This window comes from Rhizobium sp. 01N48 (assembly GCF_056399145.1).
Map to the genome: position 1 here is coordinate 674,019 of NZ_JBFTQT010000001.1, position 23,111 is coordinate 697,129.

Genomic DNA, 23,111 nt, shown 5'->3' on the forward strand with positions numbered 1-23,111 from the left:
CGCCATACGCTGGCCTCGCCGGCACCATACGTTTTCGTAAGGTTTGCAAAGCGCGATGGCATTCCCGCCGGAAACGGTTAGCTTGGCGATGCCGAATTGTAGGCGGAAGCATCGGACTTCAGGCATGTGGGTATTGGTGGTCGAAGACGACCGGCGGGCGGCCGATTACGTGGCGAGAGGATTTATCCAGGCTGGCCATTCTTGCGATGTCGTTCATGACGGGCGCGACGGGCTGTTTCAGGCTACGCGCGAAGCCTATGATGTCGTCATCGTCGACCGCATGCTGCCGGGGCTTGACGGACTATCTCTTGTAAAGGCTTTGCGGGCCGCGCGGATCAGCACGCCGACGCTATTTCTGACCGCTGTCGGCGGGGTCGACGATCGTGTGGATGGGCTTGAGGCGGGTGGGGATGACTATCTAGTCAAGCCGTTTGCCTTCTCGGAACTTCTGGCACGCGCGAACGCGCTGGCGCGACGGCCGCGTCTGCAGGAGCAGAAGACGGTGCTGCGTGTGGCGGATCTGGAGCTCGATCTCCTGCGCCGCCAGGTGACACGGGCAGGGCAGATCATCGACCTGCAGCCGCGTGAGTTTACGCTGCTTGAAGTGCTGATGCGCGGCGAGGGGCGTGTCGTGACGCGCACCATGTTGCTTGAGCGCGTATGGGACTTCCACTTCGATCCGAAGACGAGCGTGGTCGAGACGCATATCAGCCGCCTGAGGGCAAAGATCGACCGGCCGTTTCCGGTGCAGCTGCTGCATACGGTGCGCAATACGGGCTACAGTCTGCATGCGCCGCGTTAATTTCTTGCGCAGCACACCCTTTCGCCTGGCGATGACCTTCGGCGTACTTTTCGTCGCCGCCTTCCTGGTTGCCGGCGCGATCACCTATCACATGCTGAACAGCGGTCTCGAACGCCAGCTCGATGATACCGTCAACGAGATCTACAGCGCGATCGCTTCGACCTATGCGCAGAACGATGTCGAGGACCTGATCGCGGCGGTGAACACCTACTCGAGCCTGCGCTCGCCGGATCAGGGCGTGTTCTTGCTGAGCGATCCCAATGGCACGCGGTTGGCCGGCAATCTGGCGCTTCCCGTGATGAGCGAAGGGTTGTCGAGCGTCGGTGCGCAAGCCCTGGGGTTGCCTGACGGACATTCCTATCGCGTGCGCAGCGGTCTCGTCGGCGGCAACCGGCTGGTGGTGGCCGCAGTTTCGCGGAGAAGGAGAGGCTTGGCGAAATCCTGCTGGTAAGCCTTGGGTGGGCTGCCGGCGTCATCGTGCTGATCGCGGTTGGTGGCGGCGCTTTCCTGGCGACCAGAGCCCAGCGGCGCCTCGATGCGGTGGCGCGCACCATGATCGATGTGTCGAACGGCGAGCTTGCAACGCGCATTCCCTTGCGTGGGAATGGCGATGATATCGATCTGGTGTCCGAGAAGATCAATCGTGCGCTCGATCGGCTGTCGGGGTTGGTGGAGGGTATGCGGCAGGTGAGTGCCGATATCGCGCACGAGCTCAAGACCCCGCTCAACAGGTTGAAGATGACGCTTGAGGACGCTGCGGAGCGAACCGATCGCGGCGAGCCGGTCGGGCAGCAGATCGCGGACGCCTGCATGGAGAGCGATCAGATCAACGCTACTTTCGAAGCGCTGCTGAGGATTTCCCAGATCGAGGCCGGTGCCCGGCGGGCGCGTTTCCAATCGGTCGATCTGACCGACGTCATGTCATCGGTTACGGAGATATACCGCGATGTGGCTGTCGATGCCGGTCAGACGTTGCGTTTTGTCTCCGTCGATGGTGCCGGCATGCAGGTGATGGGGGATCGCGAACTGCTGGTCCAGATGTTCGTCAACCTGATCGAGAACGCCATCAACCACAGTGGAACAGAAACGCTCATCGAACTTTCGCTGGCACGCCGCGACAATCTGCTAGTTGCCGGTGTGGCGGACAACGGCGTCGGTATTCCGACCGCGGAGCACACGAAGGTGTTTCGCCGGCTTTACAGGCTCGACAAGAGTCGGACGTCGGCGGGCAGCGGTTTGGGGTTGAGCCTCGTCAAGGCAGTTGCCGACCTGCATTCGGCCGAGGTGATCCTGGAGGACAACCAGCCCGGAACGCGTGTCCTGGTTCGTTTTCCCGCCCTGCGCTAGGCAGTTGCCTCTAGTCGCGCATCCTCAGTTCGTCGGTCTGCATCTGCAGCGAACCCAAGGTCTCGAGGAAGCTCATGCCGAGCAGGCTCTGGTCGAGCCGCCCGTCCTCGGCGACGCTGCCGGCGACGTTGTTGCGCACGATCGGGCCGATCGCCACTTCAGACAGCGTGACGGGGGCTGCCTGGGCGCGGCCGTTGGCGGTCATCACGCTCATCGAATAGGTGAGGTTGTCGGGGATGATGCCGACGCGCTCGGCGTCTTCGCGCGATAGCGCGATCATGCTGGCGCCGGTATCGACAAGCATCGTGATGGTCTGGCCGTTGATCTCGACATCGGCCTCGAAATGACCATTCAGCAGCTTGTGCAGGATGACTTCCTTGCCGCCCTCGCTGGTGGTCACGACCACGGCGCGGCCGGGAATGAGGCCTGCCAGCAGGCGGTTGCCGACGCTGAGCGCGTCGTAGCGGTAGAGATAGACGGTTGCGAGGCCGAGAATCAGCACCAGCCAGATCATCATGTGGCGCATGGTCTCGCCGACGCTGATGCGCCGTCCCCAGATGCCCGCGGCCAGCATAAGCGCGATGGGGAGAAGATAGAGCATGCGGCCGAAATCGTCGGTTCTTACGCCGAGAATCTTGGGGCTGTCGTGGTTGAAGAGCAAGATGAGAAGGCCGATGCCGAGACCGCCAAGTCCAATCGTCAGCCTATTCATGCGGTGAGCTCCGTGCTTGCCATCGTCTCGCGCGAGGCCGAGGGCGGTATCGCTTTCATCCTGGCGGGCAGCAGGCGCATGACCGCGTCCCTTTTTTCATCCGAAAACGCCGCCCAGCCGGCAATCTCCTCGATCGTTCGACCACAACCCGCGCAAAAGCCGCTGGATGAATCAATGGAGCAGATGTTGATGCACGGGCTTATCATGACAAATGATATCGTTGTTTCACAAAGCCATGGCAAGAGCACACAATGCCGCCATCTCGGAAATTTGAGCGGTGGCGCCCAGCGTATCGCCGGTATGGCCGGAGAGAGTCACGCGGGCCACTCGGGTGAAGATCATAGCGCTCAGGCCGCATGCGAGCAGGGCGCAGATGAGCGGAAGAAGGCCGAGGCTCGGCCAAATCAGCAGTGCCGCCAGCGCGCAGGCCGAGACGACCGCCATCTGCATGACGCCTTCACTGGGCTGGCCAACGGCTGCGGCCACGCCATCCGCCTTGGCCGGCGGCAGGCGGTGCCAGTGCCAAACGAGCGCGCCGCGGCTGATGCAGCCGATAGCGGGCAGGGCGAGGGCTGCCGCGAATGGCACGACGCCGCGCGCGATCGCGGCGATGGCGGCGGCGCGAATGGCGAAGGAGAGGATCAGCGCGATGGCGCCATAGGTGCCGATGCGGCTGTCCTTCATGATCGACAGCCGCTGGGCGCGATCGCGGCCGCCACCGATGCCGTCGGCGCAATCGGCAAGGCCATCCTCGTGCAGCGCGCCGGAGACGATCGCCTGTACCGCCAGCGCCACCAGCGCCGACATCAGCCGGTCGGCGTGCAGGCCGAGCATGACCAACAGGACGATTGCGGGCAGCAGCCCGATGATGATGCCGGCGACCGGGAAGGCGCGCGCGACGCGACCGAGTTTTCCGTCGTACCCCGCAAAGGCCGCGCTAGGCATCGGAATACGGCTCAGGAATGCGACGGCACGCGCGATATCCGCCACATAGGTTGCGATGTTCATGGCGCGTCCGCTCCCGGGGATGATGTCTGGCGCTTTTTAGAGTTGTTCCGCTTCGCGGCTGGATTTAAGAGTGGCCGCGAAAGAAGCTGATTTGCAGCCATAAGACAAGTTTACAGACGAGACAAGGAAGCCGCATCCATGAGCGTTTCAGGCCTGCCGTTCGACGATTTCCGGACACTTCTGCGCGATCTGCCGGGGCCGGATCCACGGGCGCTTGTCGCTGCCCGCGAGCGCGATGCCCAACTGACCAAGCCGCCGGGCTCGCTCGGCCGCCTTGAGGAGATCGCTTTCTGGCTCGCCGCCTGGACGGGCCGCACGCCCGCCGTCAACCGGCCGCTGGTGGCAATCTTTGCCGGCAACCACGGTGTCGTGAAGCAGGGCATCACGCCGTTTCCGCCGACAGTGACGCAGCAGATGGTCGAGAACTTCGCGGCCGGTGGTGCTGCGATCAACCAGATTTGCGTGGCCTATGATCTCGGGCTGAAGGTGTTCGACCTAGCGCTCGATTACCCGACTGGCGACATCACCGAGGAGCCGGCGCTTTCCGAGCGCGATTGCGCGGCCACCATGGCGTTCGGCATGGAAGCGATCGCCGGCGGCACCGATCTGCTCTGCATCGGCGAAATGGGCATCGGCAACACGACGATCGCCGCGTCGATCAACTACGCGCTCTACGGCGGCAATGCCCGCGACTGGGTCGGCCCCGGCACCGGTTCGGAAGGCGACATGTTCGAGCGCAAGGTTGCCGCCGTCGAGAAGGCAGTGGCGCTGCACAGCGATCATCTCGACGATCCCTTGGAGATCATGCGCCGCCTCGGCGGCCGCGAGATCGCAGCGATGGCGGGCGCGATCCTTGCTGCGCGCGTCGAGCGCATCCCGGTGCTGATCGACGGCTACGTGGCAACGGCCGCCGCCGCCATCCTGCAGGCCGCCAACCCTTCGGCGCTCGATCACTGCCTGATCGGTCACGTCTCCGGCGAGCCGGGCCATCTGAAGGCGATCGAGATGCTCGGCAAGACGCCGCTTCTGGCGCTCGGCATGCGGCTCGGCGAGGGTACGGGGGCAGCGCTGGCCGCCGGTATCGTCAAGGCGGCAGCGGCATGCCACTCCGGCATGGCGACCTTCGCGCAGGCAGGCGTGACAAACCAGCACGAACATTGAACTCATCGCCCGGGTTCAGGGGCTGCGTTCAGGTTCGTGACAGGTTTATGACAGATGCCTTGCGAGGCGAGCGTGTACACGCTATTCGCATTTTTCTGATATGAAGCGGCAGGCATTGCCGCCATCTACCTGACGACGAGGACGCCTGATGAAACCTGCCGTGACCAAACTCACCGGCATCAGCCACTTCTTTGCTGCTGCCAGCTACTCGCTCGGCGGCTTCAAGCGACTGATCAAGGAGGCCGCGTTCCGGCAGGAGCTACTCTTCGCCGCCGTCGCACTGATCCTGCTTTTGGCGGTGGGCGCGACGCTTGTCGAGCTGATGATCGCAGTCGTCCTGTTCCTGATCGTCTTCGCCATCGAGGCGCTCAACACCGCGATCGAGGAAGTCATCGACCGTATCTCGCCGGAGATCTCAAGCGTCGGCAAGCATGCCAAGGATCTCGGCTCATTCGCCGTTCTCTGCATGCTGACGGCTTGCGGCATCTTCATGCTGTTTACCATCGGCAAGCATTTGATGTTTGGCTGAAGGCTGCAACCAAGTACTCCCAATGGTTGCGTTGTCATAAATTGCATCTTGAAGATGTTTTTGCTTTGTGGTTACCATCTCCATTCTCGGAGGTGGAGGACCGCAATGATCAATTTTCGGACTCTAAGGTTCGGCTGGCGCCAAGAGGCGATTAGCAGAAGCCAGCATGCTTTCTGGCTGCTTGTCGGAGCGGTTGCTTCGATCGTAATGGTCCTTCTCTTCGTGCTGCTCTCTCAGAGAAGTGGCGGGGCTGCCGCCACGGGGGTCGGCGGGATCATTGTGCTTGCCAGCGTATCAAGCGGTGCATTCTTCGGATTTCTTTTCTCTGTGCCCCGGATAATGACGAAAGACAATGCGGCCGCAGCGACAGGCGCTCCTGTTGATTCTGATTTGAAAGGCGTGGTGAGAAGCGAGCGGCTCTTGAGTTCGAATACCAACCTGGAACGCGTCTCCGAGTGGCTGACAACGATGCTGGTTGGCGTGGGTCTGACTCAAATCGGGTCGTTGGACGACCGCCTATTAAGCTTCAGCGATTTTCTGAACGAAAGAATGACCGTTGCCGGCAATGGCGCATCAACGTTGCCGGCTGTCGCACCTTTCCTGCTTATGTCCGGATTGGTGACCGGGTTCATCTTCTTCTATCTATACACTCGCATCTATCTTTCGCCGCTTTTCCAATATGCTGAGAGAGTTCTTTCGCTCGGCGGCCTTCCACTCGAGGATGGCGCGCCAAAGGTCCGAGAGGCAGCAGCAAATTTGGCGGAAGCGAGAAAGAATCCAGCGATGAAGTACACGTCGACGGCGTCGGAAATATCGATAGACGATAGCTTGGAAGTCATATTGAACCTGCTCTACGAGGACGATGGCTATCGCAAGGCCATCGACATTGGCAATACGCTTGCGGGCACCCCCGCCGGGGGAATAGCGCAGTACTGGTACCTTATGGCCGCGGCCTATGGCCAGAAGCACCATGCGCTGTTGCTTTCGGGTGCGCCGGCCCCCGAGCTTCATCAGGCCCGTATCGCGGTGCTCGGCGCCTGCCGCAAGGCAGTGCAATTGAATTACAATTATAAATCGCGACTTATGGCTCTAACCAATCCTGTGAGCGCGAACAACGATCTACAAGATTTTGAGGTGGACAGCGATTTTCTGCAAATCGTGAAGTAGCTATCAAGCGAAGCTGCGGCGCTTGCGGGAGACCGCCTGGGCATCCTCGACGGCCGGAACCGATTGCAGCACGCGTCGTGCCGGCAGGATGGCGATGACTTCGGTGCCTTCGCGCAGCTTGGATTTCAGAATGAACTGGCCGTCGTGCTTGGCGAGGATCGCCTGAACGATCGGCAGGCCGAGGCCGGTGCCCTGTTCGGCGCTCTTGATGGCGATGGAGCCCTGGCCGAAGGCGGAAAGGACGACCGGGATTTCGTCTTCGGGGATGCCCGGTCCATTGTCCTTGATCGAGATGTACTGGCCGCCGCCGGCCGTCCAGCCGACCTTGACCATGATCTCGCCGCCCTGTGGGGTGAATTTCACGGCGTTGGACAGGAGATTAAGGATCACCTGACGCATCGATTTCTCGTCGGCCCAGACTGCCGGTAGTTCGAGCTCGAATTGCTGCGAAATGGTGATGTTCTTGCCGCGGGCGCGCAGCTGCACCATGCCGATGCAGTCTTCGGAGATGTCCAGCAGCGAGATCGCTTCTTCGCTGAGCTCGTACTTTCCGGCCTCGATGCGGGAGAGGTCGAGGATTTCGTTGATCAGGTTCAACAGGTGCTGACCCGAGCGGTGGATGTCGCTCGTATATTCCTTGTAGGTCGGGTTGTTCAGCGGTCCCATGACTTCCGCCGACATGACCTCGGAGAAGCCGAGGATGGCGTTAAGCGGCGTTCTGAGCTCGTGCGACATGGAAGCGAGGAAGCGGGACTTGGCGAGGTTTGCTTCCTCGGCCCGGCGGCGGGCTTCGTCCGACATGGACTTGGCGACTTCGAGTTCTGCGATCAGGTCGTCTTTTTCCACCTGGTAGGAGAGGATGCGCAGGTTCTGCCGGAAGAGGCGGTCGCTGATATAGTGAAAGAAGATGACCGTCGTGGTCAGCGTCGCGGTCAGGCTGATCTCAAGGAGCTCGCGGGAAATGCCGGATTTGGCGACGAGTGCGAAGACGACCGGCGAGAAGGTCACCAGCACGCACAGCGTCAGCATGTAGTTCCACATGGCCGTCAGCGACAGCGCGATCAGAAGCGTTGCGCCCTTGTAGAGTACGAGGTTGGCCGGCTCGCAGGCGGCGCAGTCCTGAATGGCGAAATAGGCCCAGCAGCAGCCGATCAGGAACTGGCCGAGCAGCAGCAGGCGGCGCCATTTGCGGGTGCGGATCGCCGTCATCTCGCGCTTGCGGGCGCGGCGCGCGAGAAACACGTTGGCGGCATGGGCCGTCAGCGTGAGTATGGCCCAGAGCACGATCTGGGTGTCGCCGGTGAAATAGATGCCGAGGATCGCGATGATGATCACGAACAGCGGGATGATCGAGGCGCCCTGAAGCACTGCATTGATATAGAGGTTCAGCACATCGCGATCGAAGGCGCCGCTTGGCGCATGGCTCGATTGCAGGCGCTCACGCGTCACCCGCACAGCCTTTGCGACGGGCTTGTTGCGGTGACTCCGTGATTTGTCGACGATATTCTTATCTGTCGATGTGCTTACGCCGTTACTCATTATACACGTGACGCTTGATCTGCGGATGCTTGCACACTAGGGCTCAAATATTAAGAAGTTGTTTGCCAATTTTCCCAAGGGTTTGTTTTTGAAGGAGGCGAAACCGTGACGCGGGGTTTCAGAACCGTTCGTGACGGTGTGACGGCCTTTGCGCTGCTTGCGTTCATCTGGCTGATCGCGGCCAAGCTGAACGATATCCCCGAGATTTCCCACTCCGGCCGCTTCCACGTCGCCGACGGCGACAGCCTTGCGATCGGTGACGAGAGGATGCGGTTGAAGGGGATAGATGCGCCCGAGCTTGCGCAGACCTGCGATCGTGGTGGGGCGCGGTGGCCGTGCGGGCAGGAGGCCAAGCGGCTGCTGCAGAGCCTTATCGCCGTCGATGATGCGCGCTGCGTGGGAACCGAGAGGGATCGTTTTCAGCGGCTGCTCGTCGTGTGTCATGCGGGCGGTGTGGATATCAACGCTATGATGGTGCGGCGGGGCATGGCGGTTTCCTATGGCGCTTATGGTGACGAGGAGGCTGAGGCGCGCTCGGAGAAGGTCGGTCTTTGGGCAGGTGCTTTCGAAAGGCCGCGTGACTTCCGCGATCACAGGCAGGATACCGAACGCGCGGGCGGCGTCAGAGGGTTTTTCGGATGGTAGGGGAGGCTGATGGGCTGGAGGAGATGCGCGAGGCGATCGCGGCCTGCCGGATCTGTCGTGACGCGCCGCTGCGCGGGCCAGAGCATCGGCTGCCGCATGAGCCGCGGCCGGTGGCGGTGATTTCGACCAAGGCGAGGATACTGATCGCGGGACAGGCGCCGGGGCTGAAGGTGCATGAGAGCGGCATTCCCTTCAACGATGCATCGGGCGACCGGCTGCGCGAATGGCTGCAGGTCGATCGCGACACATTCTACGATCGCGACCGCTTCGCCATCGTGCCGATGGGTTTCTGTTTTCCGGGTTATGACGCCAAGGGCAGCGATCTGCCGCCTCGGCGGGAGTGCGCGCCGCGCTGGCGCTCGCGCGTGATCGCGGCCATGCCGCAGATCGAACTGGTGCTGGTGATCGGGCAATATGCGCAGGCCTGGCATCTGGGCAACGAACGACGCGGCAGCGTGACCGAGACCGTGCAGGCATGGCGGGAGATCCTGTTTGCCAATCGATCGCCGGCCATCCTGCCGCTCCCGCATCCAAGTTGGCGCAACACGGGCTGGATCAGGCGCAACCCATGGTTCGAAGAGGAATTGCTGCCGGCCTTGAGGGCACGCATCACAATGCTTGTGAACTGAAACAAATTTCTTTCAACTGGCCGGAATCGCGCTATACATAGAAAATAATTCGTAGGGGTGGGGTAAATGGACCGTCTAGACCGCAAGATTCTGCGCCTTTTGCAGGAAGATTCCACATTGGCGGTTGCCGATCTCGCAAAGAAGGTCGGTCTTTCCACGACCCCTTGCTGGCGCCGTATCCAGAAAATGGAAGAAGACGGCGTTATCAAGCGTCGTGTTGCCATCCTCGATCCCGAGAAGGTCAACACCAAGGTCACGGTTTTCGTTTCCATCCGCACCGCGACGCATTCGATCGAATGGCTGCGGCGGTTTTCGGAAGTGGTGGCGGACTTCCCTGAGGTCGTCGAGTTCTACCGGATGAGCGGCGACGTGGATTACCTGCTGCGCGTCGTGGTGCCCGATATCGCGGCCTATGACGCCTTCTACAAGCGGATGATCGCCAAGATCGAAATCCGCGACGTCTCGTCGGCTTTCGCGATGGAGCAGATCAAGTATTCGACGCAGCTGCCGCTAGACTACATGCTCCTCGACACATCGAAGTCTAACGAGGACTGAGTTCAGCCCTAGAGGACTGAGCCCTTCTTCTGAACGCGGGCGAGAATTTTCTCGCTCGTCAGTTCCCTTGCCGCATCCTTGCCGATTCATCGGGAGGTCTTGTCCGCGTCGGTGGCCAGCCGTTCCGCCAGCGTCAACGCAAGGGCGTGGCAATGCTGGTTGCGCTTGCCGATGTTGCGGAGCGCCCAGTTGACGGCCTTGCGCACGAAGTTGCGTGGATCGGTGGCGTGGCGTTCGATGAGCGGCAGAAGGGCGATCAGCGTTTCGTCCGGCTCCGTCTTCATGTGAACGGCGGCGCTGGCGATCATCGCAAAGGCGGTGCGGCGGACGAATTCGCGATCATCCGCCGCCATATCCGGGATTAGCGAGAGCAGCCTTGCCTTGATGAAGAGGTCGGCTGCGGTATCGACGATCTCCCAGGAGCGGAAGTCATAGGCCCATTTTCGGGACTGGGTCTCCGTCAACTGCTTCGGGTCGGCCGTGTAAAGCGCGAGCAGGCGCGCTTCCCTGATATCGCTTTTCCAAAGTTCCAACGCCCGCGCGTGGTCTTTCTTCACCCTGCGGGCGATCGCCTGCATGGCCGGGTTGGAGATGCCAAGCGCCGTATCGGTCACGATGCCGAAACGGCGCATTCCTGATATCGCTTCCTCCGAGCGCAACGTGCGCAGATGCGCGATCAGTTCCGCTGCGCTGGAGGAGGGGGCGATCATTTTTCGAGGCGGGCGAGCAGCGAGGACGTGTCCCAACGATTGCCGCCCATGGCCTGGACGTCGCCGTAGAACTGATCGACGAGGGCGGTGAGGGGCAGCTTGGCGCCGTTGTTGCGGGCTTCGTCGAGAACGATGCCGAGATCCTTGCGCATCCAGTCGATGGCGAAGCCGAAGTCGTACTTGCCTTCGTTCATGGTCTTGTGGCGGTTTTCCATCTGCCAGGAGCCGGCCGCACCCTTGGAAATGACGTCGACGACCTTCTCGATATCGAGACCGGCGCGCTTGCCGAAATGGATGCCCTCGGCGAGGCCCTGGACAATGCCGGCGATGCAGATCTGGTTGATCATCTTGGTGAGCTGGCCGGCACCCGGCGCGCCCATCAGCCCGACCATGCGGGCGAATGCGTCGATCACGGGCTTGGCCTTCTCATAGACGGCGTCCTCGGCACCGCACATGACAGTCAAAACGCCATTCTCTGCGCCGGCCTGTCCACCCGACACGGGAGCGTCGATGAAGCCCACGCCCTTTTCCTTGGCGGCGGCGTAGAGTTCGCGGGCGACATCGGCGCTGGCGGTGGTGTTGTCGATCAGGATCGCGCCTGCCTTCATCGTCTGCAGAGCGCCGTCCCTGCCTGAAGTCACCGAGCGGAGATCGTCGTCATTGCCGACGCAAGTGAAGACGAAATCGGCGTCGCGTGCGGCTTCGGCCGGCGTCGGGGCCGACTTGCCGCCGAATTTCTCGGCCCAGGCGGCCGACTTGGCGGCGGTGCGGTTATAGACAGTGACATCATGGCCGCCTTTCACCTTCAGATGACCTGCCATGGGAAAACCCATGACGCCGAGACCGATGAATGCGACTTTTGCCATGTACCTATCCTTTCATGAATGCGTGCTTGAGGAGTAGCCCAAATAGGCCGGGGCGAAAAGCCGCCGAAATGATGCGAGGCGTTCGGCTTGGAACAAAATTCCGCTCAAGGCCCGAAATCGGGTCAGGATAATTTCGAGCGGGCCTAAAATCACAAACATAATTGTCGATCTAATTTATAGATTTCAGCAGAATTTCCCCATCGCAAACACAGCGGCTTCGGAGATCGGATCCGAACACGCTGATCGAAAGGGGACGGCTATGATTTCTCGTCGACAGACACTGGGTCTTCTTGGGGCCGCTGCAGCAACCGCCATACTGCCTGCCATCCGGCCGGCGCGCGCCGCCGCCACCGAGTTTCGCATCGGCTGGCAGAAGAATGGCGTGCTGGCGCTCGCCAAGCGCAGCGGCGCGCTGGAAAAGCGGCTTGCCGACAAGGGCATCACCGTCAGCTGGTCCGAATTCACCTCGGGGCCGCCACTGCTGGAAGCGCTGGGGGCCGGCGCGCTCGATTTCGGGGCAACGGGCGATGTGCCGCCGCTATTCGCGCAGGCGGCCGGCGGCCAGCTCTATTATGTCGGCACCTATCGCGGCAGCGCCGCCGGCTCGGCGATCGTCGTGCGCAAGGATTCCGATATCAAGACGGTCGAGGACCTGAAGGGCAAGAAGGTCGCCTTCAAGCGTGGATCGAGCGCCCATAACGTGACCGTCAAGATCCTGCGCAAGGCCGGCCTTAAGATTGACGACGTCGAGCCTATCGACCTGTCGCCGCCGGACGCGGCCGCTGCCTTCAAGAACGGCAGCATCGACGCATGGTCTATCTGGGATCCCTATCTCGCCATTGTCGAGGCCGACCCGCAGACGCGCATCCTGTCCACCGCCGAGGGGATCGTGCCGTCCTACAGCTACTTCCTTGCCAATGCCGGTTTCACCGATGCGAACGGTCAGGTCGTCAGCGATGTGATCGATGAACTCGCCAAGGTCGGCCGGTCCGCGCAGGGCAAGCTCGACGATACGATCAAGGAGCTCTCGGAGATAACAGGCGTTCCCGTCGATATCACCCGCGTGACGCTGACACGGGCGGGCGCCGATCTCGGCGGTGTGTCGACGATCAGCGACGACGCGGCCGCATACCAGCAGGCGCTGGCCGACGAGTTCTACAATCTCGGCATCGTGCCGAAGCAGCTCACCGTCAGCAATGCCATCTGGCATCCCGCAAGCTAAGCCGTCTTCCATACAAGGATCATTTCCATGAGCAATAAGCACGATCCCATCAATTTTCTCTGGTTCATCCCGACATCGGGCGACGGCGCCTATCTCGGCTCCAACGATCTGAACCGCGCGCCGGAGTTCGACTATCTCACGCAGATCGCTCAAGCCGCCGATCGTCTCGGCTATTCCGGCGTGCTTCTTCCCACCGGGGTCTCCTGCGAGGAATCTTTCGTGACGGCGGCGGCACTTGCGACCAAGACGGAAAAGCTGCAGTTCCTCGTCGCCATCCGCCCCGGCACGGCATCGCCCGCCTATTACGCGCGGTTGACGACGACGCTCGACCGCATCTCGAACGGTCGTCTGCTGCTCAATATCGTCGTGGGCGGCAGTCCGGGCGAGCTTGCCGGCGATGGCATCACGCTGGCGCACGACGAACGCTACGCCCATGCCGACGAGTTCTTCACGGTGTTCGAGGAACTGCTGGAGAAGGGTGTCGCCAGCTATGACGGCAAGTACATCAAGGCGACCAATGCGCGCCTCGGTTTCCCCTCCGTGCAGAACCCGCGCCCTCCGCTCTATTTCGGTGGCTCCTCGGATGCCGGTATCGATTTCTCGGTCGGGCGCGTCGACAAGTACCTGACATGGGGCGAGCCGCCGGCGCAGGTGGCAGAGAAGGTTCAGAAGGTGCGTGCCGCCGCTGCAGAGAAGGGCCGCGAGGTCAGCTTCGGCATCCGCTTGCATTTCATCGTGCGCGAAACCGACGAGGAGGCCTGGGCCGCGGCCGACCGGCTGATCTCCAAGCTCGACGACGAGACGATCCAGGAGGCGCAGCAGCGCTTCGTCAACGAGTCCGATTCCGTCGGCCAGAAGCGCATGGCGGCGCTGCATGGTGGCCGCCGCGACAAGCTCGAAGTGTCGCCCAACCTCTGGGCGGGTGTCGGGCTGGTGCGCGCCGGCGCAGGCACGGCTCTGGTCGGCTCGCCTAAGACGGTGGCCGCCCGGCTGCGCGAATATCAGGATGTCGGCATCGATACGGTGATCGGCTCCGGCTACCCGCATCTGGAAGAGGCCTATCGCGTCGCCGAACTGCTGTTTCCGGAACTCGGCATCACCCGCAAGGAGCAGCGCCACGGTTTCGACAGCGACTTCGGCAAACGCCAGGTCTTCGCTGGTGGCAGCCATGGCGGCAATCTCAAGGTGGTCTCCGGATCCTGATCGAACGGATGCGCTGCCGGCCACGCGCGGGCAGCGCTTCAACGGATGCATGTCTGCCAGCGGGCTTGAGGCCGTGGCGACACAGAGGCGAGGAAGAACTCGATGTCGACATTCGATACGCCGATCGGCCGCGCGCTGACGGAGCGGACAGCGGGCAGGACGGCTCCGAAGCCAGCTTTCCGGCTGCCGGTACCGGGGCGCGATCGGTTGCTGCCCTATCTGGTGCCGCTTGCCATCATCGCGGCATGGCAGCTTGGCTGTTCTTTAGGTTGGATCTCGTCGCGCATCATGCCGTCGCCGGCCGACGTCGCCGTGGCCTTCTGGTCGACGACGCTCTCAGGGCAGTTGCCGCATGATATTCTCGTCAGCGCTGGCCGCGCCTTTGCCGGGCTCGTCGTTGGCGGGGCGATCGGCTTTCTGCTGGGGATCGCCAATGGCGTCTCGAAGCTTTCCGAACAGCTGACCGATACGACCCTGCAGATGCTGCGCACCATCCCGCACCTGGCGATGATCCCGCTCGTCATCCTGTGGTTCGGGATCGGCGAGGAATCGAAGCTGTTCCTGACCTCGCTCGGCGTGCTGTTTCCCGTCTATCTCAACACCTATCACGGCGTGCGCAATGTCGATCGCGATCTGATCGAAATGGGCCGGGTCTATGGGATGAGCAACTGGACGCTGTTTCGAAAGGTGGTCTTTCCCGGCGCACTTCCGTCGATCTTCGTCGGGCTGCGCTATGCGCTTGGCATCATGTGGCTGACGCTGATCGTCTCGGAATCGATCGCCGCGTCGTCAGGGATTGGCCACATGGCCAACAATGCCCGCGAATTCATGATGACCGATGTCGTCGTGCTGGCGCTGGTCATCTACGCGGTACTCGGCAAGCTCGCCGACGTCGTGGCCCGTTCGCTCGAGCGCCGGGCGCTCAGGTGGAACCCGGTCTATCAGAAGTAGGAGTGAGGCCATGACCCTTATCGCACATGAGCGCTTCCAGGGCGCCGCCGACGCTCCGGAATATACGCACGACGCGCATAGGCCCGCGCGCAGCGGTGCCGCCGCGATCACCCTGAAAGGGTTGGAGAAGAGCTTTGGCGCCAACAGGGTGCTCAGGGGGATCAACCTGCACATCCCGGCCGGGCAGTTCGTCGCCGTGATCGGCAAGAGTGGCTGCGGCAAGAGCACGCTTTTGCGCACTCTCATGGGCCTGGACGAGCTGACGTCGGGAGAGCTGACCTTCGATACGCCTGATGGCGGCGAGGCCAATGCGCGTATCGTCTTCCAGGAGCCGAGGCTGCTGCCATGGCTTGATGTTGCCGACAACGTCGCGGTCGGGCTTGGCGACAAGGTCGACCGGCGGGTGGCGGCGCGGGAGGTCGAGGCGGTGCTTTCGGAAGTGCAGCTGGCGGAGAAGGCCGGCGAGTGGCCGGCGCGGCTTTCTGGCGGACAGCGGCAGCGCGTGGCACTTGCCCGCGCACTGGTGAGCCGTCCGGGTGTCTTGGCGCTGGACGAGCCGCTCGGCGCGCTCGATGCGCTGACCAGGATCAGCATGCAGGAGCTCTTGGCGCGGGTCTGGCGCGAGCTTGGCTTTACCGCCGTGCTGGTGACGCATGATGTCAGCGAGGCCGTGCATCTGGCGGACCGGGTGATTGTGCTCGACGAGGGCAGGGTATCGCTCGACCTCGCCATTCCCTATCCGCATCCGCGCCGTCACGGCAATGCTGATTTGGCGGAACTCGAGGGGCGGCTGCTATCGGCCATTCTCGGAACAGATGGCGGTCACTGATCGGTGACGGGTGCGTTTCAGGCTTCGCTGTCGCTTGGCTTGAAACGGGCGGGCAGGTTTTCCTTGTAGGGATAATACTTGAAATAGGGCATGGCTTCCTCGAGCACCCTGGCAACTGACCGGCGCTCCATCAGGCGCGCGTGGTAGGCTGCCAGCTTGGGCAAGTCGCTGCCGTAGGGCACCAGCGTCTCGGCGTAGAACAGGCCGGGTGCGGCGGCGCAATCGGCCATGGTGAAGCTCTCTCCCGTGATCCAGCCGTCGATCGCAAGCTTGCGCTCGATCACCGCATAGGCACGCTTCAGCGCCTGACGTGCTTCTTCCGCCCTAGCCTCACTTCCATCGGCGCGCATGCGCTCGCTGACGATCTGTTGCATCGGCTCTTGAATGTAATGATCGAAGAACCGGTCCCATAAACGCACATCCAGCGCCGCGTCGAAATCCTCTGGGATCAGCCGCGCGCTGCCGGGATGATAGCGGTCGAGGTATTCGATGATGATGGAGGTCTCGAAAACGGTGCGCCCGCGGCTTTTATCCTCGAGCGCCGGCATTTTGCCGAGCGGCGAGAGTGCCAGAAAAGCCGTGCGCGAGGCTTCGTCGCCGAGATTGACGAGCACGCGCTCGAACGGCGTGCCGCTTTCGTAAAACGCGATCAGCACCTTGTGGCAGAAGGAGGCAAGCGGATGCTGATGCAGGATGAGTGTCATGAGAACGGATCCTTCGCGCCATTGCGGGATGTCGAATGGCGCGATATCAGCATGTCGTCATGTAAGCGGCAAGCGATTATCCGTCTGCGGGCGCTTTAGCGCAGCTTCGCGATCACCAAATGTCCCGGCGTCGGCTGGCCTTCTTCCATGCGGACGTTGATGTTGGTGATCTCGATCAGCTCGAAGCCGGTGGCGTCGAGGCGTTCGCGGACATAGGCCTCGGAATGCGCGAAGCGCTGGTGCGGGCCGACCATGTAGGCGCGGCCGGCGAGTTTCTCCTCCGGCAGGGTTTCCGAGGAGAAGATGAAGAGGCCGCCCGGTGTCAGGTTCTCGGCGGCGCCGAAGAACAGCGGTTCGAGACCGCCCAGATAGGGCAGGACGTCGGTGGCGGTGATGATGTCGAAGGGGTCTTCGTCATTGTCGTCGAGAAAGTCCTCGACCTCGGCGACGAACAGCGTCTCGTAAAGATCTTTCTCATGGGCGATCTCGACCATGTTTTCCGACAGGTCGATGCCGGTCATCTCCTCGCAGAGATCACGCAGCGTGCCTCCGGTGAGACCCGTTCCGCAGCCGAGATCGAGCAGGCGCTTGAAGGGGCCGAGGTTCAGCGCCTGTAGGCGCTGGCGCACCAGCACAGGGACGTGATAGCCGAGCTGCTCGACGAGAACGTCCTCGAAGACTTCTGCGTGCTGGTCAAAGAGCGTCTCGACATAGGCGTCTGGCGCCTTGGCGGGAGTCTCGCCACGACCCATGGCGGCGATGCGGACGGCGGCACCACCGTGATCGTCGGGGTCGATCGCCAGGACTTCCTCATAGGCCTTCACGGCGGCATCGACATCGCCGGCCTTTTCCAGGGAAAGGGCGCGGTTATAGGCTTCCGCGAGTGCCTCTTCGTCGATCTTCTGGGCCATGTCTGCTCACCATCGTTCGTTTGTTGCCCTGCCTCTAAGGCGAGCGGCCCGGTTTTGCAATGGTGACGTTGATGGCGGCAGCTCAGTTGATGATGAACTCACCTTTCAGCGCGCGCCATTCCGTGGCCGAGATCAGCTTGCGGTGAATGTAGCGCACCGAGTGCAGCGGTCCGTCCAGCGTCTCCTGCCAGAACTTCAGGAAGCCGCGCATTTCGGGAAAGTCGGGCGCAAGATCGTAATCCTGCCAGATGTAGGTCTGCAGGATCGCGTGATGATCCGGCATGCGGTAGAGGATCTGGGCCGTCGTTAGGCCGTAACCCTGAAGCTGTCTTTCCATGTCCTTGTGCATTTGATGCCTCGCTGTTCCCATTCGGCGCTTATTAGCGTCCGTTTAAATGAGAACATGACATGGTTACGCGAAGCTTGCCGAAAGGCTACAAGAAAATGGATATCATTATTTATTTTCAATAGCTTGGCAGCTCTCTATCGAGAGTGCTGCCAAGGTACCTATCGTTTCAGGTGGCGGGTGAGGCGGCGCTCGATCCAGTTCCACAGATGCCTCAGGCTTTCGACCATGGCGAGATAGAAGATCGCCGCCCACAGATAGGTCTGGTAGTCGAAGGTGCGCGAGAAGGCGTAGCGCGTCTCGCCCATCAGATCGAGCACGGTGATGATGGCGACGACGGCCGATCCCTTGATCAGGAGAATGATCTCGTTGCCATAGGGGCGCAGCGCGACGATCAGCGCTTGCGGGAGCACGATCTTGCGGAAGGCGATGATCTTGTGGATGCCGAGCGAGGAGGCTGCTTCATGCTGGCCGCGCGGTACGCTCTCGATGGCGCCGCGCAGAATTTCGGCCTGATAGGCGGCGGTGTTGATGGTCATGGAGAACAGGCCGCAATACCAGGCGTCGCGGAAGAACCACCAGAGGCCCACGGCTTCCAGCTGCGGTCTAAACTGGCCGAGGCCGTAATAGATCAAGAAGAGCTGGGCGAGCAGCGGCGTGCCGCGGAAGACGTAGACGTAGCAGAAGGCGAGGCCGTTGATGACCTTGTTCTTCGACATGCGGGCGAAGGCGAGCGGAACGGAGAGGACGGCGCCGCAGACGACGGAGACGGCAACCAGCACGATCGTGGTCATCAATCCGTGCAGATAGCGCGGGCCGTAGCGCGTGAATTTCTCGACATCCCAGCCCTCGATGATCATGCCGATCAGGGCGATGGCAAGAATGATCCACAGGCCAACCACGAGGCAGCCCATGACGCGGGCGAGTGTCAGCGGCTTGGCGAGGTTTTTCGGGGCCGGCTGCGGGGGGATCAGGACCTCTGCGTGGCTCATCGGCTAATCTCCGAGCGCTTCGCCCAACGTTCGATGTAGCGCAGGCCGAACGAGGAAATGATGGCTAGCCCGAGATAGATGCCGCAGGCCAGCGTGTAAAACAGAAACGCCTCCTTGGTGACCTTCACCGCCACGCCCGTCTGGCGCAGCACGTCGGCGAGGCCGATGATCGAGACGTAGGACGTGTCCTTGAGCAGGATCATCCAGAGATTGACGAGGCCGGGAAGGGCGATGCGCACCAGCTGCGGCAGGATGATCAGCACCATCGTGCGGCCGCGATGCAGGCCAAGCGCGTCGCCGGCTTCGTATTGGCCCTTGGGGATGGCGCGGAAGGCCGACAGGAGCACTTCAGAACAATAGGACGAGAACACGACGGACAGAGCGATGACGCCGGATACGAAGGCGTTGATCTCGACGCGGCCGTCATAACCGACCCAGGCGAGCAGCGACTGGAGCAGGATCTGCATGCCGTAATAGATGATGAACAGCGTCAGCAGTTCGGGCAGGCCGCGGAAGATGGTGGTGTAGATGCCGGCGGCAAGGCGTACCGCCTTTTCTTCCGATTGCTGGCCAAGCGCCACCATGAAACCGATCAACAGGCCGATCGGCAGCGTCACGAGGGCGACGGCGACCGTGACCTTCAGGCCGGCGGCGATCTCATCGCCCCAGCCGGTGTCGCCACAGGCCAGAATCGTCGATTGGCCGAGCCATGTGAAAATGCCGACGGGTCCGCATAGCGGGTCAAACACATATCCAATCCAGGTCCAGAGCGAACCCAGTGCGGAGGACAATCCGCCCATGCCAAGTTTCCCCTCGCGGCTTTTGCCGCCTTGATATTGCACTCTTTGTCAAACAAAAATGGCGGAAGGGCAAGCCTCCCGCCATCGCATTTATTTCAGGACTACAGCTTATTCGGCGCCGTAGACGTCGAAATCGAAATACTTGTCCTGGATCTTCTTGTAGGTGCCGTCGGCACGGATCGCCACGATCGCGGCGTTCAGCTTTTCGCGGAGCGGATCGCCCTGGCGAACTGCGATACCAGCGCCAACGCCGTTGATTTCCTTGTCGACCGGCAGGGTCGTGAGGATCTTGCAGCATGCGCCTGCATCCGACTTGACCCACTGCGACAGAACGACGACGTCGTCGATGACGGCATCGACGCGGCCGTTGGAGATGTCGAGCTTGTACTCGTCAGCCGTCGGGTAGAGCTTCAACTCGGTGTCCGGCAGGTGCTTTTCCGCGTAGTTGGCGTGCGTGGTCGAGGTCTGCGCGCCGATCGTCTTGCCCTTCAGGCCTTCCACGTCGGTGACGGTGGAGTCCTTCGGCACGGCGACTGCCGGCGGAGTGTTGTAGTACTTGTTGGTGAAGTCGACGAGCTTCGAACGCTCCGGCGTGATCGACATCGACGAGATGATCATGTCGAACTTCTTGGCGTTGAGGCCGGGGATGATGCCGTCCCAATCGCTGCTGACGATAGTGCAGTCTGCCTTCATCTGGGTGCAGAGCGCACGGGCGATGTCCATGTCGAAGCCGAGGAACTGGCCGCTTGCGTCAACATATTCGAAGGGCGGGTAGGTCGAGTCCGTACCGATGACATACTTCTCGCCATCGGCCATGGCCGAGCCCGCGAAAAGAGACATCGCGGCGATCGAGGCGGCGGCGAGAAAACGGGTGGAGATATGCATGTGAGTCCTCTCTGTTGGTTACCGCATGCCATCCCTTTGTTTTTTTGGTGGCATGAAGCAGGACGCTGCTTTGCAACGCCTTGCCGCGATAATCAAACCTTTTTTACGCGGATTGCAACTGCTTTCACCGCGTTGTTGTGCATCGCAACTATGGCGAAGCTGAACGTTTGCAGACCGTCATATTCATACCGGGTTAATGCGGCAATTCTTAAGACCATGGAACGAATCCTGGCGTGCTCAGTTTAGCAAGGCTTGTTTGCGTGCCGAAAAGAGACGTCGTTGCGAACGCGAAGAATAAACAAGGAACGAGGAAACCTTATGGGAATGAAATCCAGATTGTTTGCCAGCGCGGCCTTTCCGCTTCTGTCCCTGTCGCTTGTGCTGCCTCCGGCGCACGTGTTTGCGGCAGCGCCGAGCGTCGAAGAGGTCGGAGCAGGCCATCGGGCCGTTGCGGGCAGCTTCGAGGTGGCGCAGGATGCGACCTCGGAAGAGGAGTTGCTGAAGAAGCGCCAGCAGCAGGAACAGGAACAGCAGCAGCAGGCACCAGCCGAAGCGCCGAAGGCCGCTGAACCGCAGGCAGAACCGCCGCCGGCACCCAAGCAGGAAGCACCGGCCGAGGCTCCACCGGCTGCGGCCGAACCAGCGCCGCAGGCCGAAGCGCCTGCCGAGAAGCCGAGAAAGCGCCAGCCGGCAGCAGAACAGCCAGCCGCTGAACCGCAGGCAGCCGAGCCCGCCCAGCAGGAAGCGCCCGCTGAAAAGCCGCGCCGCCAGAAGCAGCCCGCCGCCGAACAGCAGCAGGAGCAGGTAGCACCGAGCGCCGAGCAGCCGGCCGAACAGCCGCGCCGCAAGAAGCGCGACCAGCAGCCGCAGCAGGAAGAAGCCGCGCCGCAGCAGCAGCCCGCCGAGCAGGCCGCCCCGCAGGCGGAACAGCCGCAGGCCGAGCAGGCCCAGCCTGAGCAGGCAAAGCCGCCACGCAAGAACGGCAAGCCGGCCGCCGCCGATGGCAGCGAACAGCCTGCAAAGCCACACAAGAAGCCAACGGCCGAAGCACCGCAGGCCGAGCCTGCTCAAAAGCCGGCCACCGAGACCGCGCCCGCAACCGAGCAGCCCGCGCCTGACAACGCTGCCAAGCCGCAGGAAGCACCCGCGGGCAAGGCGCCCGTTCCGGCTCAGCAGCCGGCCGAAGCGCAGCCCGAGGTGGCGCCCGGTCAGGCCAAGCCCGGCGAAGCACCCGCACAGCAGCAGGGCGAACAGGTTGCTCCGGGCCAGCCGGGCGCACCAGCCGGTCAGCCCGCCGATCAGGCCGGCCAGCCGCCGGCAGGTCAGCCACCCGTTGCCCAGACCGAGCAGCCGATTCCGGCTCCTGAAAAGGTGACACCGCAGGAACTCGAGCGCCGCAAGGAAATCGCGGCTGATCCGAGCAAGAGCACGGAGACCGTGGTTCTGCCGGTGCAGAACGGTGCGGCCGTTCTCGACAGCGACAAGGATGCGGATCGTTCAGGCGGCGTGCAGTCGCGCCGTGACCGCGACAAGCAGCGCGGCCAGGAGCAGCAGGTGCGCGTGCCCAAGTCGGATGCCGATGCGCAGTTGGCGGCGCCGGGTGCCGCAAAGCCCGCGCCTATCAAGATCGAAGCGATCACCGCCGAGCAGGGCCAGCGTCTGGACCAGCGCCCGCAATTCGCTCGTCCCGATGGCGCGAATTTCGGTCAGCGCGGTGACGACAACCGCGTCATCATCCAGTTCAACAACCAGACCTATGTTCGTGGCGATGACGACCGCCGGTTCCTGCGCGACGGCGAGCGTCCGATCTACGAGCAGCTGCCGCGTGACCGGTATCGCGAGACGATCGATCGCGACGGCTACCAGATCGTGACCGTGCGCAACCGCTACGGCGATATCATCCAGCGTTCGCGCATCGACAATCGCGGCCGAGAGCACGTGCTCTATTACACGCCTGATCTCTACGACAATCCCGACCGCGATTACTTCGAGGATCCGGGTGCGGATCTGCCGCCGATGCGCCTGCGCATTCCGCTGCAGGACTACATCATGGACACCAGCAGCGACGACAATCGCGACTATTACGACTTCCTGCGCGAGCCGCCTGTCGAACCGGTCGAGCGTGTCTATTCGCTGAACGAAGTGAAGTATTCGGCCCGTATCCGCGACAAGGTTCGCCGTATCGACTTGGATACGGTAACGTTCGCGACCGGTAGCGCCGAGATCCCGATGAGCCAGGCGCGCAGCCTGCGCAAGGTGGCCGACGCGATCAACGAGGTGCTGAAGAAGGACCCGACCGAAACCTTCCTGATCGAAGGCCACACGGATGCTGTCGGCTCCGACCAGAGCAACCTGATCCTGTCGGACCAGCGCGCGGAATCGGTCGCCAACGTGATGACCGACGTTTACGGCATCCCGCCGGAAAACCTGGCGACGCAGGGCTATGGCGAGCGTTACCTAAAGGTCAACACGCAGGGACCGGAGCAGGAAAATCGCCGCGTCACCATTCGCCGCGTGACGGCGCTGGTGCGGCCGGTGGCCTCGCGCAACTAAGAGCGCACGGCAGTATCGACAATGGAAAGGCCGCCGGGCGATCGG

At 62.1% G+C, this 23,111-nt stretch carries 25 protein-coding genes and 1 pseudogene; 14 read left to right on the forward strand and 12 right to left on the reverse strand.

Annotation, left to right across the window (positions count from 1 at the left end; translation table 11 throughout):
• Positions 1–124 precede the first annotated feature (124 nt).
• The 3 genes from AC1DOG_RS03455 to AC1DOG_RS03465 are packed head-to-tail and all read left to right on the forward strand — an operon-like array spanning position 125 to position 2,149.
• Positions 125–802, forward strand: a complete 678-nt coding sequence (locus AC1DOG_RS03455; RefSeq protein ID WP_112941684.1) for a winged helix-turn-helix domain-containing protein — start codon at positions 125–127, stop codon at positions 800–802.
• A gap of 4 nt (positions 803–806) precedes the next feature.
• Positions 807–1,253, forward strand: coding sequence for a hypothetical protein (locus AC1DOG_RS03460; protein WP_477926830.1), 447 nt, complete (start codon positions 807–809; stop codon positions 1,251–1,253).
• A 26-nt stretch (positions 1,254–1,279) separates the two neighbouring features.
• The gene (locus AC1DOG_RS03465) at positions 1,280–2,149 is read left to right on the forward strand and encodes a HAMP domain-containing sensor histidine kinase (protein WP_477926831.1); all 870 of its coding nucleotides are present in this window, start codon (positions 1,280–1,282) and stop codon (positions 2,147–2,149) included.
• Between the two features lie 10 nt (positions 2,150–2,159).
• Here AC1DOG_RS03465 and AC1DOG_RS03470 read toward each other — a convergent pair whose 3' ends face one another.
• The 3 genes from AC1DOG_RS03470 to AC1DOG_RS03480 are packed head-to-tail and all read right to left on the reverse strand — an operon-like array spanning position 2,160 to position 3,869.
• Complete coding sequence (locus tag AC1DOG_RS03470) at positions 2,160–2,861, reverse strand: TIGR02281 family clan AA aspartic protease (protein ID WP_018900600.1); 702 nt, start codon at positions 2,859–2,861, stop codon at positions 2,160–2,162.
• Positions 2,858–3,067 (reverse strand): DUF1289 domain-containing protein, encoded by a 210-nt coding sequence (locus AC1DOG_RS03475; protein ID WP_113199929.1) that lies wholly within the window; start codon positions 3,065–3,067, stop codon positions 2,858–2,860. Before AC1DOG_RS03475 ends, AC1DOG_RS03470 begins: the two co-directional genes overlap by 4 nt.
• A 19-nt stretch (positions 3,068–3,086) precedes the next feature.
• A complete protein-coding gene (locus AC1DOG_RS03480) occupies positions 3,087–3,869 on the reverse strand; it encodes an adenosylcobinamide-GDP ribazoletransferase (protein WP_477926832.1) in 783 nt (260 codons plus the stop codon).
• Positions 3,870–4,007: 138 nt separating this feature from the next.
• Here AC1DOG_RS03480 and cobT point away from each other — a divergent pair, with 138 nt between their 5' ends.
• The 3 genes from cobT (at position 4,008) to AC1DOG_RS03495 (ending at position 6,726) form a co-directional block, all read left to right on the forward strand.
• On the forward strand, positions 4,008–5,030 hold the full coding sequence (gene cobT, locus AC1DOG_RS03485) for a nicotinate-nucleotide--dimethylbenzimidazole phosphoribosyltransferase (RefSeq protein ID WP_112941679.1): 1,023 nt from the start codon (positions 4,008–4,010) through the stop codon (positions 5,028–5,030).
• 148 nt (positions 5,031–5,178) lie between these two features.
• A complete protein-coding gene (locus AC1DOG_RS03490) occupies positions 5,179–5,559 on the forward strand; it encodes a diacylglycerol kinase (RefSeq protein WP_018900596.1) in 381 nt (126 codons plus the stop codon).
• A gap of 105 nt (positions 5,560–5,664) precedes the next feature.
• Positions 5,665–6,726: a hypothetical protein gene (locus AC1DOG_RS03495; RefSeq protein WP_477926833.1), complete on the forward strand. Its 1,062-nt coding sequence runs from the start codon at positions 5,665–5,667 to the stop codon at positions 6,724–6,726.
• 3 nt (positions 6,727–6,729) lie between these two features.
• On the opposite strand, the gene AC1DOG_RS03500 is transcribed toward AC1DOG_RS03495, so the two are convergent.
• Positions 6,730–8,265 (reverse strand): sensor histidine kinase, encoded by a 1,536-nt coding sequence (locus AC1DOG_RS03500; protein ID WP_477926834.1) that lies wholly within the window; start codon positions 8,263–8,265, stop codon positions 6,730–6,732.
• 105 nt (positions 8,266–8,370) lie between these two features.
• Here AC1DOG_RS03500 and AC1DOG_RS03505 point away from each other — a divergent pair, with 105 nt between their 5' ends.
• From AC1DOG_RS03505 to AC1DOG_RS03515, 3 genes are all read left to right on the forward strand, one after another.
• Positions 8,371–8,910 carry a thermonuclease family protein gene (locus tag AC1DOG_RS03505; protein ID WP_477926835.1) on the forward strand — a complete coding sequence of 180 codons (540 nt, stop codon included), beginning with the start codon at positions 8,371–8,373 and terminating at the stop codon, positions 8,908–8,910.
• Positions 8,904–9,539: a uracil-DNA glycosylase family protein gene (locus AC1DOG_RS03510; RefSeq protein WP_477926836.1), complete on the forward strand. Its 636-nt coding sequence runs from the start codon at positions 8,904–8,906 to the stop codon at positions 9,537–9,539. The genes AC1DOG_RS03505 and AC1DOG_RS03510 overlap by 7 nt, the downstream gene beginning before the upstream one ends.
• Positions 9,540–9,605: 66 nt before the next feature.
• A complete protein-coding gene (locus AC1DOG_RS03515) occupies positions 9,606–10,094 on the forward strand; it encodes an Lrp/AsnC family transcriptional regulator (protein WP_477926837.1) in 489 nt (162 codons plus the stop codon).
• Between the two features lie 89 nt (positions 10,095–10,183).
• Here AC1DOG_RS03515 and AC1DOG_RS03520 read toward each other — a convergent pair.
• Together AC1DOG_RS03520 and AC1DOG_RS03525 are read right to left on the reverse strand one after the other, a co-directional pair.
• Positions 10,184–10,804: pseudogene (locus AC1DOG_RS03520) on the reverse strand (DNA alkylation repair protein); the annotation flags it as partial.
• The gene (locus AC1DOG_RS03525; RefSeq protein WP_477926838.1) at positions 10,801–11,670 is read right to left on the reverse strand and encodes an NAD(P)-dependent oxidoreductase; all 870 of its coding nucleotides are present in this window, start codon (positions 11,668–11,670) and stop codon (positions 10,801–10,803) included. The pseudogene AC1DOG_RS03520 and the gene AC1DOG_RS03525, both read right to left, overlap by 4 nt.
• 259 nt (positions 11,671–11,929) lie before the next feature.
• Between AC1DOG_RS03525 and AC1DOG_RS03530 the strand changes: the two genes are divergently transcribed.
• From AC1DOG_RS03530 to AC1DOG_RS03545, 4 genes are all read left to right on the forward strand, one after another.
• Entirely contained in the window at positions 11,930–12,892 is a 963-nt protein-coding gene (locus AC1DOG_RS03530; protein ID WP_477926839.1) for an aliphatic sulfonate ABC transporter substrate-binding protein, read from the forward strand.
• A gap of 27 nt (positions 12,893–12,919) precedes the next feature.
• Positions 12,920–14,095, forward strand: coding sequence for an FMNH2-dependent alkanesulfonate monooxygenase (gene ssuD, locus AC1DOG_RS03535; protein WP_113199939.1), 1,176 nt, complete (start codon positions 12,920–12,922; stop codon positions 14,093–14,095).
• A gap of 102 nt (positions 14,096–14,197) precedes the next feature.
• Positions 14,198–15,046, forward strand: coding sequence for an ABC transporter permease subunit (locus AC1DOG_RS03540; protein WP_477926840.1), 849 nt, complete (start codon positions 14,198–14,200; stop codon positions 15,044–15,046).
• 10 nt (positions 15,047–15,056) lie between these two features.
• The gene (locus AC1DOG_RS03545; protein WP_477926841.1) at positions 15,057–15,875 is read left to right on the forward strand and encodes an ATP-binding cassette domain-containing protein; all 819 of its coding nucleotides are present in this window, start codon (positions 15,057–15,059) and stop codon (positions 15,873–15,875) included.
• A gap of 17 nt (positions 15,876–15,892) precedes the next feature.
• Here the strand turns inward: AC1DOG_RS03545 and AC1DOG_RS03550 are convergent, their stop codons facing one another.
• From AC1DOG_RS03550 to AC1DOG_RS03575, 6 genes are all read right to left on the reverse strand, one after another.
• On the reverse strand, positions 15,893–16,579 hold the full coding sequence (locus AC1DOG_RS03550; RefSeq protein WP_477926842.1) for a glutathione S-transferase family protein: 687 nt from the start codon (positions 16,577–16,579) through the stop codon (positions 15,893–15,895).
• A 95-nt stretch (positions 16,580–16,674) separates the two neighbouring features.
• Complete coding sequence (locus tag AC1DOG_RS03555; protein ID WP_477926843.1) at positions 16,675–17,490, reverse strand: class I SAM-dependent methyltransferase; 816 nt, start codon at positions 17,488–17,490, stop codon at positions 16,675–16,677.
• 82 nt (positions 17,491–17,572) lie between these two features.
• On the reverse strand, positions 17,573–17,839 hold the full coding sequence (locus AC1DOG_RS03560) for an usg protein (protein WP_018900581.1): 267 nt from the start codon (positions 17,837–17,839) through the stop codon (positions 17,573–17,575).
• 158 nt (positions 17,840–17,997) lie between these two features.
• A complete protein-coding gene (locus tag AC1DOG_RS03565) occupies positions 17,998–18,828 on the reverse strand; it encodes an ABC transporter permease (RefSeq protein ID WP_477926844.1) in 831 nt (276 codons plus the stop codon).
• The gene (locus tag AC1DOG_RS03570; RefSeq protein WP_112941662.1) at positions 18,825–19,628 is read right to left on the reverse strand and encodes an ABC transporter permease; all 804 of its coding nucleotides are present in this window, start codon (positions 19,626–19,628) and stop codon (positions 18,825–18,827) included. Before AC1DOG_RS03570 ends, AC1DOG_RS03565 begins: the two co-directional genes overlap by 4 nt.
• Positions 19,629–19,736: 108 nt before the next feature.
• A complete protein-coding gene (locus AC1DOG_RS03575) occupies positions 19,737–20,513 on the reverse strand; it encodes a transporter substrate-binding domain-containing protein (RefSeq protein WP_477926845.1) in 777 nt (258 codons plus the stop codon).
• 318 nt (positions 20,514–20,831) lie between these two features.
• Here AC1DOG_RS03575 and AC1DOG_RS03580 point away from each other — a divergent pair, with 318 nt between their 5' ends.
• Positions 20,832–23,066, forward strand: a complete 2,235-nt coding sequence (locus tag AC1DOG_RS03580) for an OmpA family protein (RefSeq protein WP_477926846.1) — start codon at positions 20,832–20,834, stop codon at positions 23,064–23,066.
• The last annotated feature ends 45 nt before the right edge of the window (positions 23,067–23,111 follow it).

Excerpts from the sequence above, each read along its gene's own strand:
- AC1DOG_RS03515 (WP_477926837.1), top strand. The coding sequence starts at position 9,606 with ATGGACCGTCTAGACCGCAAGATTCTGCGCCTTTTGCAGGAAGATTCC.
- AC1DOG_RS03470 (WP_018900600.1), bottom strand. The coding sequence starts at position 2,861 with ATGAATAGGCTGACGATTGGACTTGGCGGTCTCGGCATCGGCCTTCTC.
- AC1DOG_RS03555 (WP_477926843.1), bottom strand. The coding sequence starts at position 17,490 with ATGGCCCAGAAGATCGACGAAGAGGCACTCGCGGAAGCCTATAACCGC.
- AC1DOG_RS03545 (WP_477926841.1), top strand. The coding sequence starts at position 15,057 with ATGACCCTTATCGCACATGAGCGCTTCCAGGGCGCCGCCGACGCTCCG.
- AC1DOG_RS03540 (WP_477926840.1), top strand. The coding sequence starts at position 14,198 with ATGTCGACATTCGATACGCCGATCGGCCGCGCGCTGACGGAGCGGACA.
- AC1DOG_RS03550 (WP_477926842.1), bottom strand. The coding sequence starts at position 16,579 with ATGACACTCATCCTGCATCAGCATCCGCTTGCCTCCTTCTGCCACAAG.
- AC1DOG_RS03580 (WP_477926846.1), top strand. The coding sequence starts at position 20,832 with ATGGGAATGAAATCCAGATTGTTTGCCAGCGCGGCCTTTCCGCTTCTG.
- AC1DOG_RS03570 (WP_112941662.1), bottom strand. The coding sequence starts at position 19,628 with ATGGGCGGATTGTCCTCCGCACTGGGTTCGCTCTGGACCTGGATTGGA.
- ssuD (WP_113199939.1), top strand. The coding sequence starts at position 12,920 with ATGAGCAATAAGCACGATCCCATCAATTTTCTCTGGTTCATCCCGACA.
- AC1DOG_RS03500 (WP_477926834.1), bottom strand. The coding sequence starts at position 8,265 with ATGAGTAACGGCGTAAGCACATCGACAGATAAGAATATCGTCGACAAA.
- AC1DOG_RS03565 (WP_477926844.1), bottom strand. The coding sequence starts at position 18,828 with ATGAGCCACGCAGAGGTCCTGATCCCCCCGCAGCCGGCCCCGAAAAAC.
- AC1DOG_RS03530 (WP_477926839.1), top strand. The coding sequence starts at position 11,930 with ATGATTTCTCGTCGACAGACACTGGGTCTTCTTGGGGCCGCTGCAGCA.
- cobT (WP_112941679.1), top strand. The coding sequence starts at position 4,008 with ATGAGCGTTTCAGGCCTGCCGTTCGACGATTTCCGGACACTTCTGCGC.
- AC1DOG_RS03475 (WP_113199929.1), bottom strand. The coding sequence starts at position 3,067 with ATGATAAGCCCGTGCATCAACATCTGCTCCATTGATTCATCCAGCGGC.
- AC1DOG_RS03455 (WP_112941684.1), top strand. The coding sequence starts at position 125 with ATGTGGGTATTGGTGGTCGAAGACGACCGGCGGGCGGCCGATTACGTG.
- AC1DOG_RS03525 (WP_477926838.1), bottom strand. The coding sequence starts at position 11,670 with ATGGCAAAAGTCGCATTCATCGGTCTCGGCGTCATGGGTTTTCCCATG.
- AC1DOG_RS03480 (WP_477926832.1), bottom strand. The coding sequence starts at position 3,869 with ATGAACATCGCAACCTATGTGGCGGATATCGCGCGTGCCGTCGCATTC.
- AC1DOG_RS03495 (WP_477926833.1), top strand. The coding sequence starts at position 5,665 with ATGATCAATTTTCGGACTCTAAGGTTCGGCTGGCGCCAAGAGGCGATT.
- AC1DOG_RS03490 (WP_018900596.1), top strand. The coding sequence starts at position 5,179 with ATGAAACCTGCCGTGACCAAACTCACCGGCATCAGCCACTTCTTTGCT.
- AC1DOG_RS03510 (WP_477926836.1), top strand. The coding sequence starts at position 8,904 with ATGGTAGGGGAGGCTGATGGGCTGGAGGAGATGCGCGAGGCGATCGCG.
- AC1DOG_RS03575 (WP_477926845.1), bottom strand. The coding sequence starts at position 20,513 with ATGCATATCTCCACCCGTTTTCTCGCCGCCGCCTCGATCGCCGCGATG.
- AC1DOG_RS03560 (WP_018900581.1), bottom strand. The coding sequence starts at position 17,839 with ATGCACAAGGACATGGAAAGACAGCTTCAGGGTTACGGCCTAACGACG.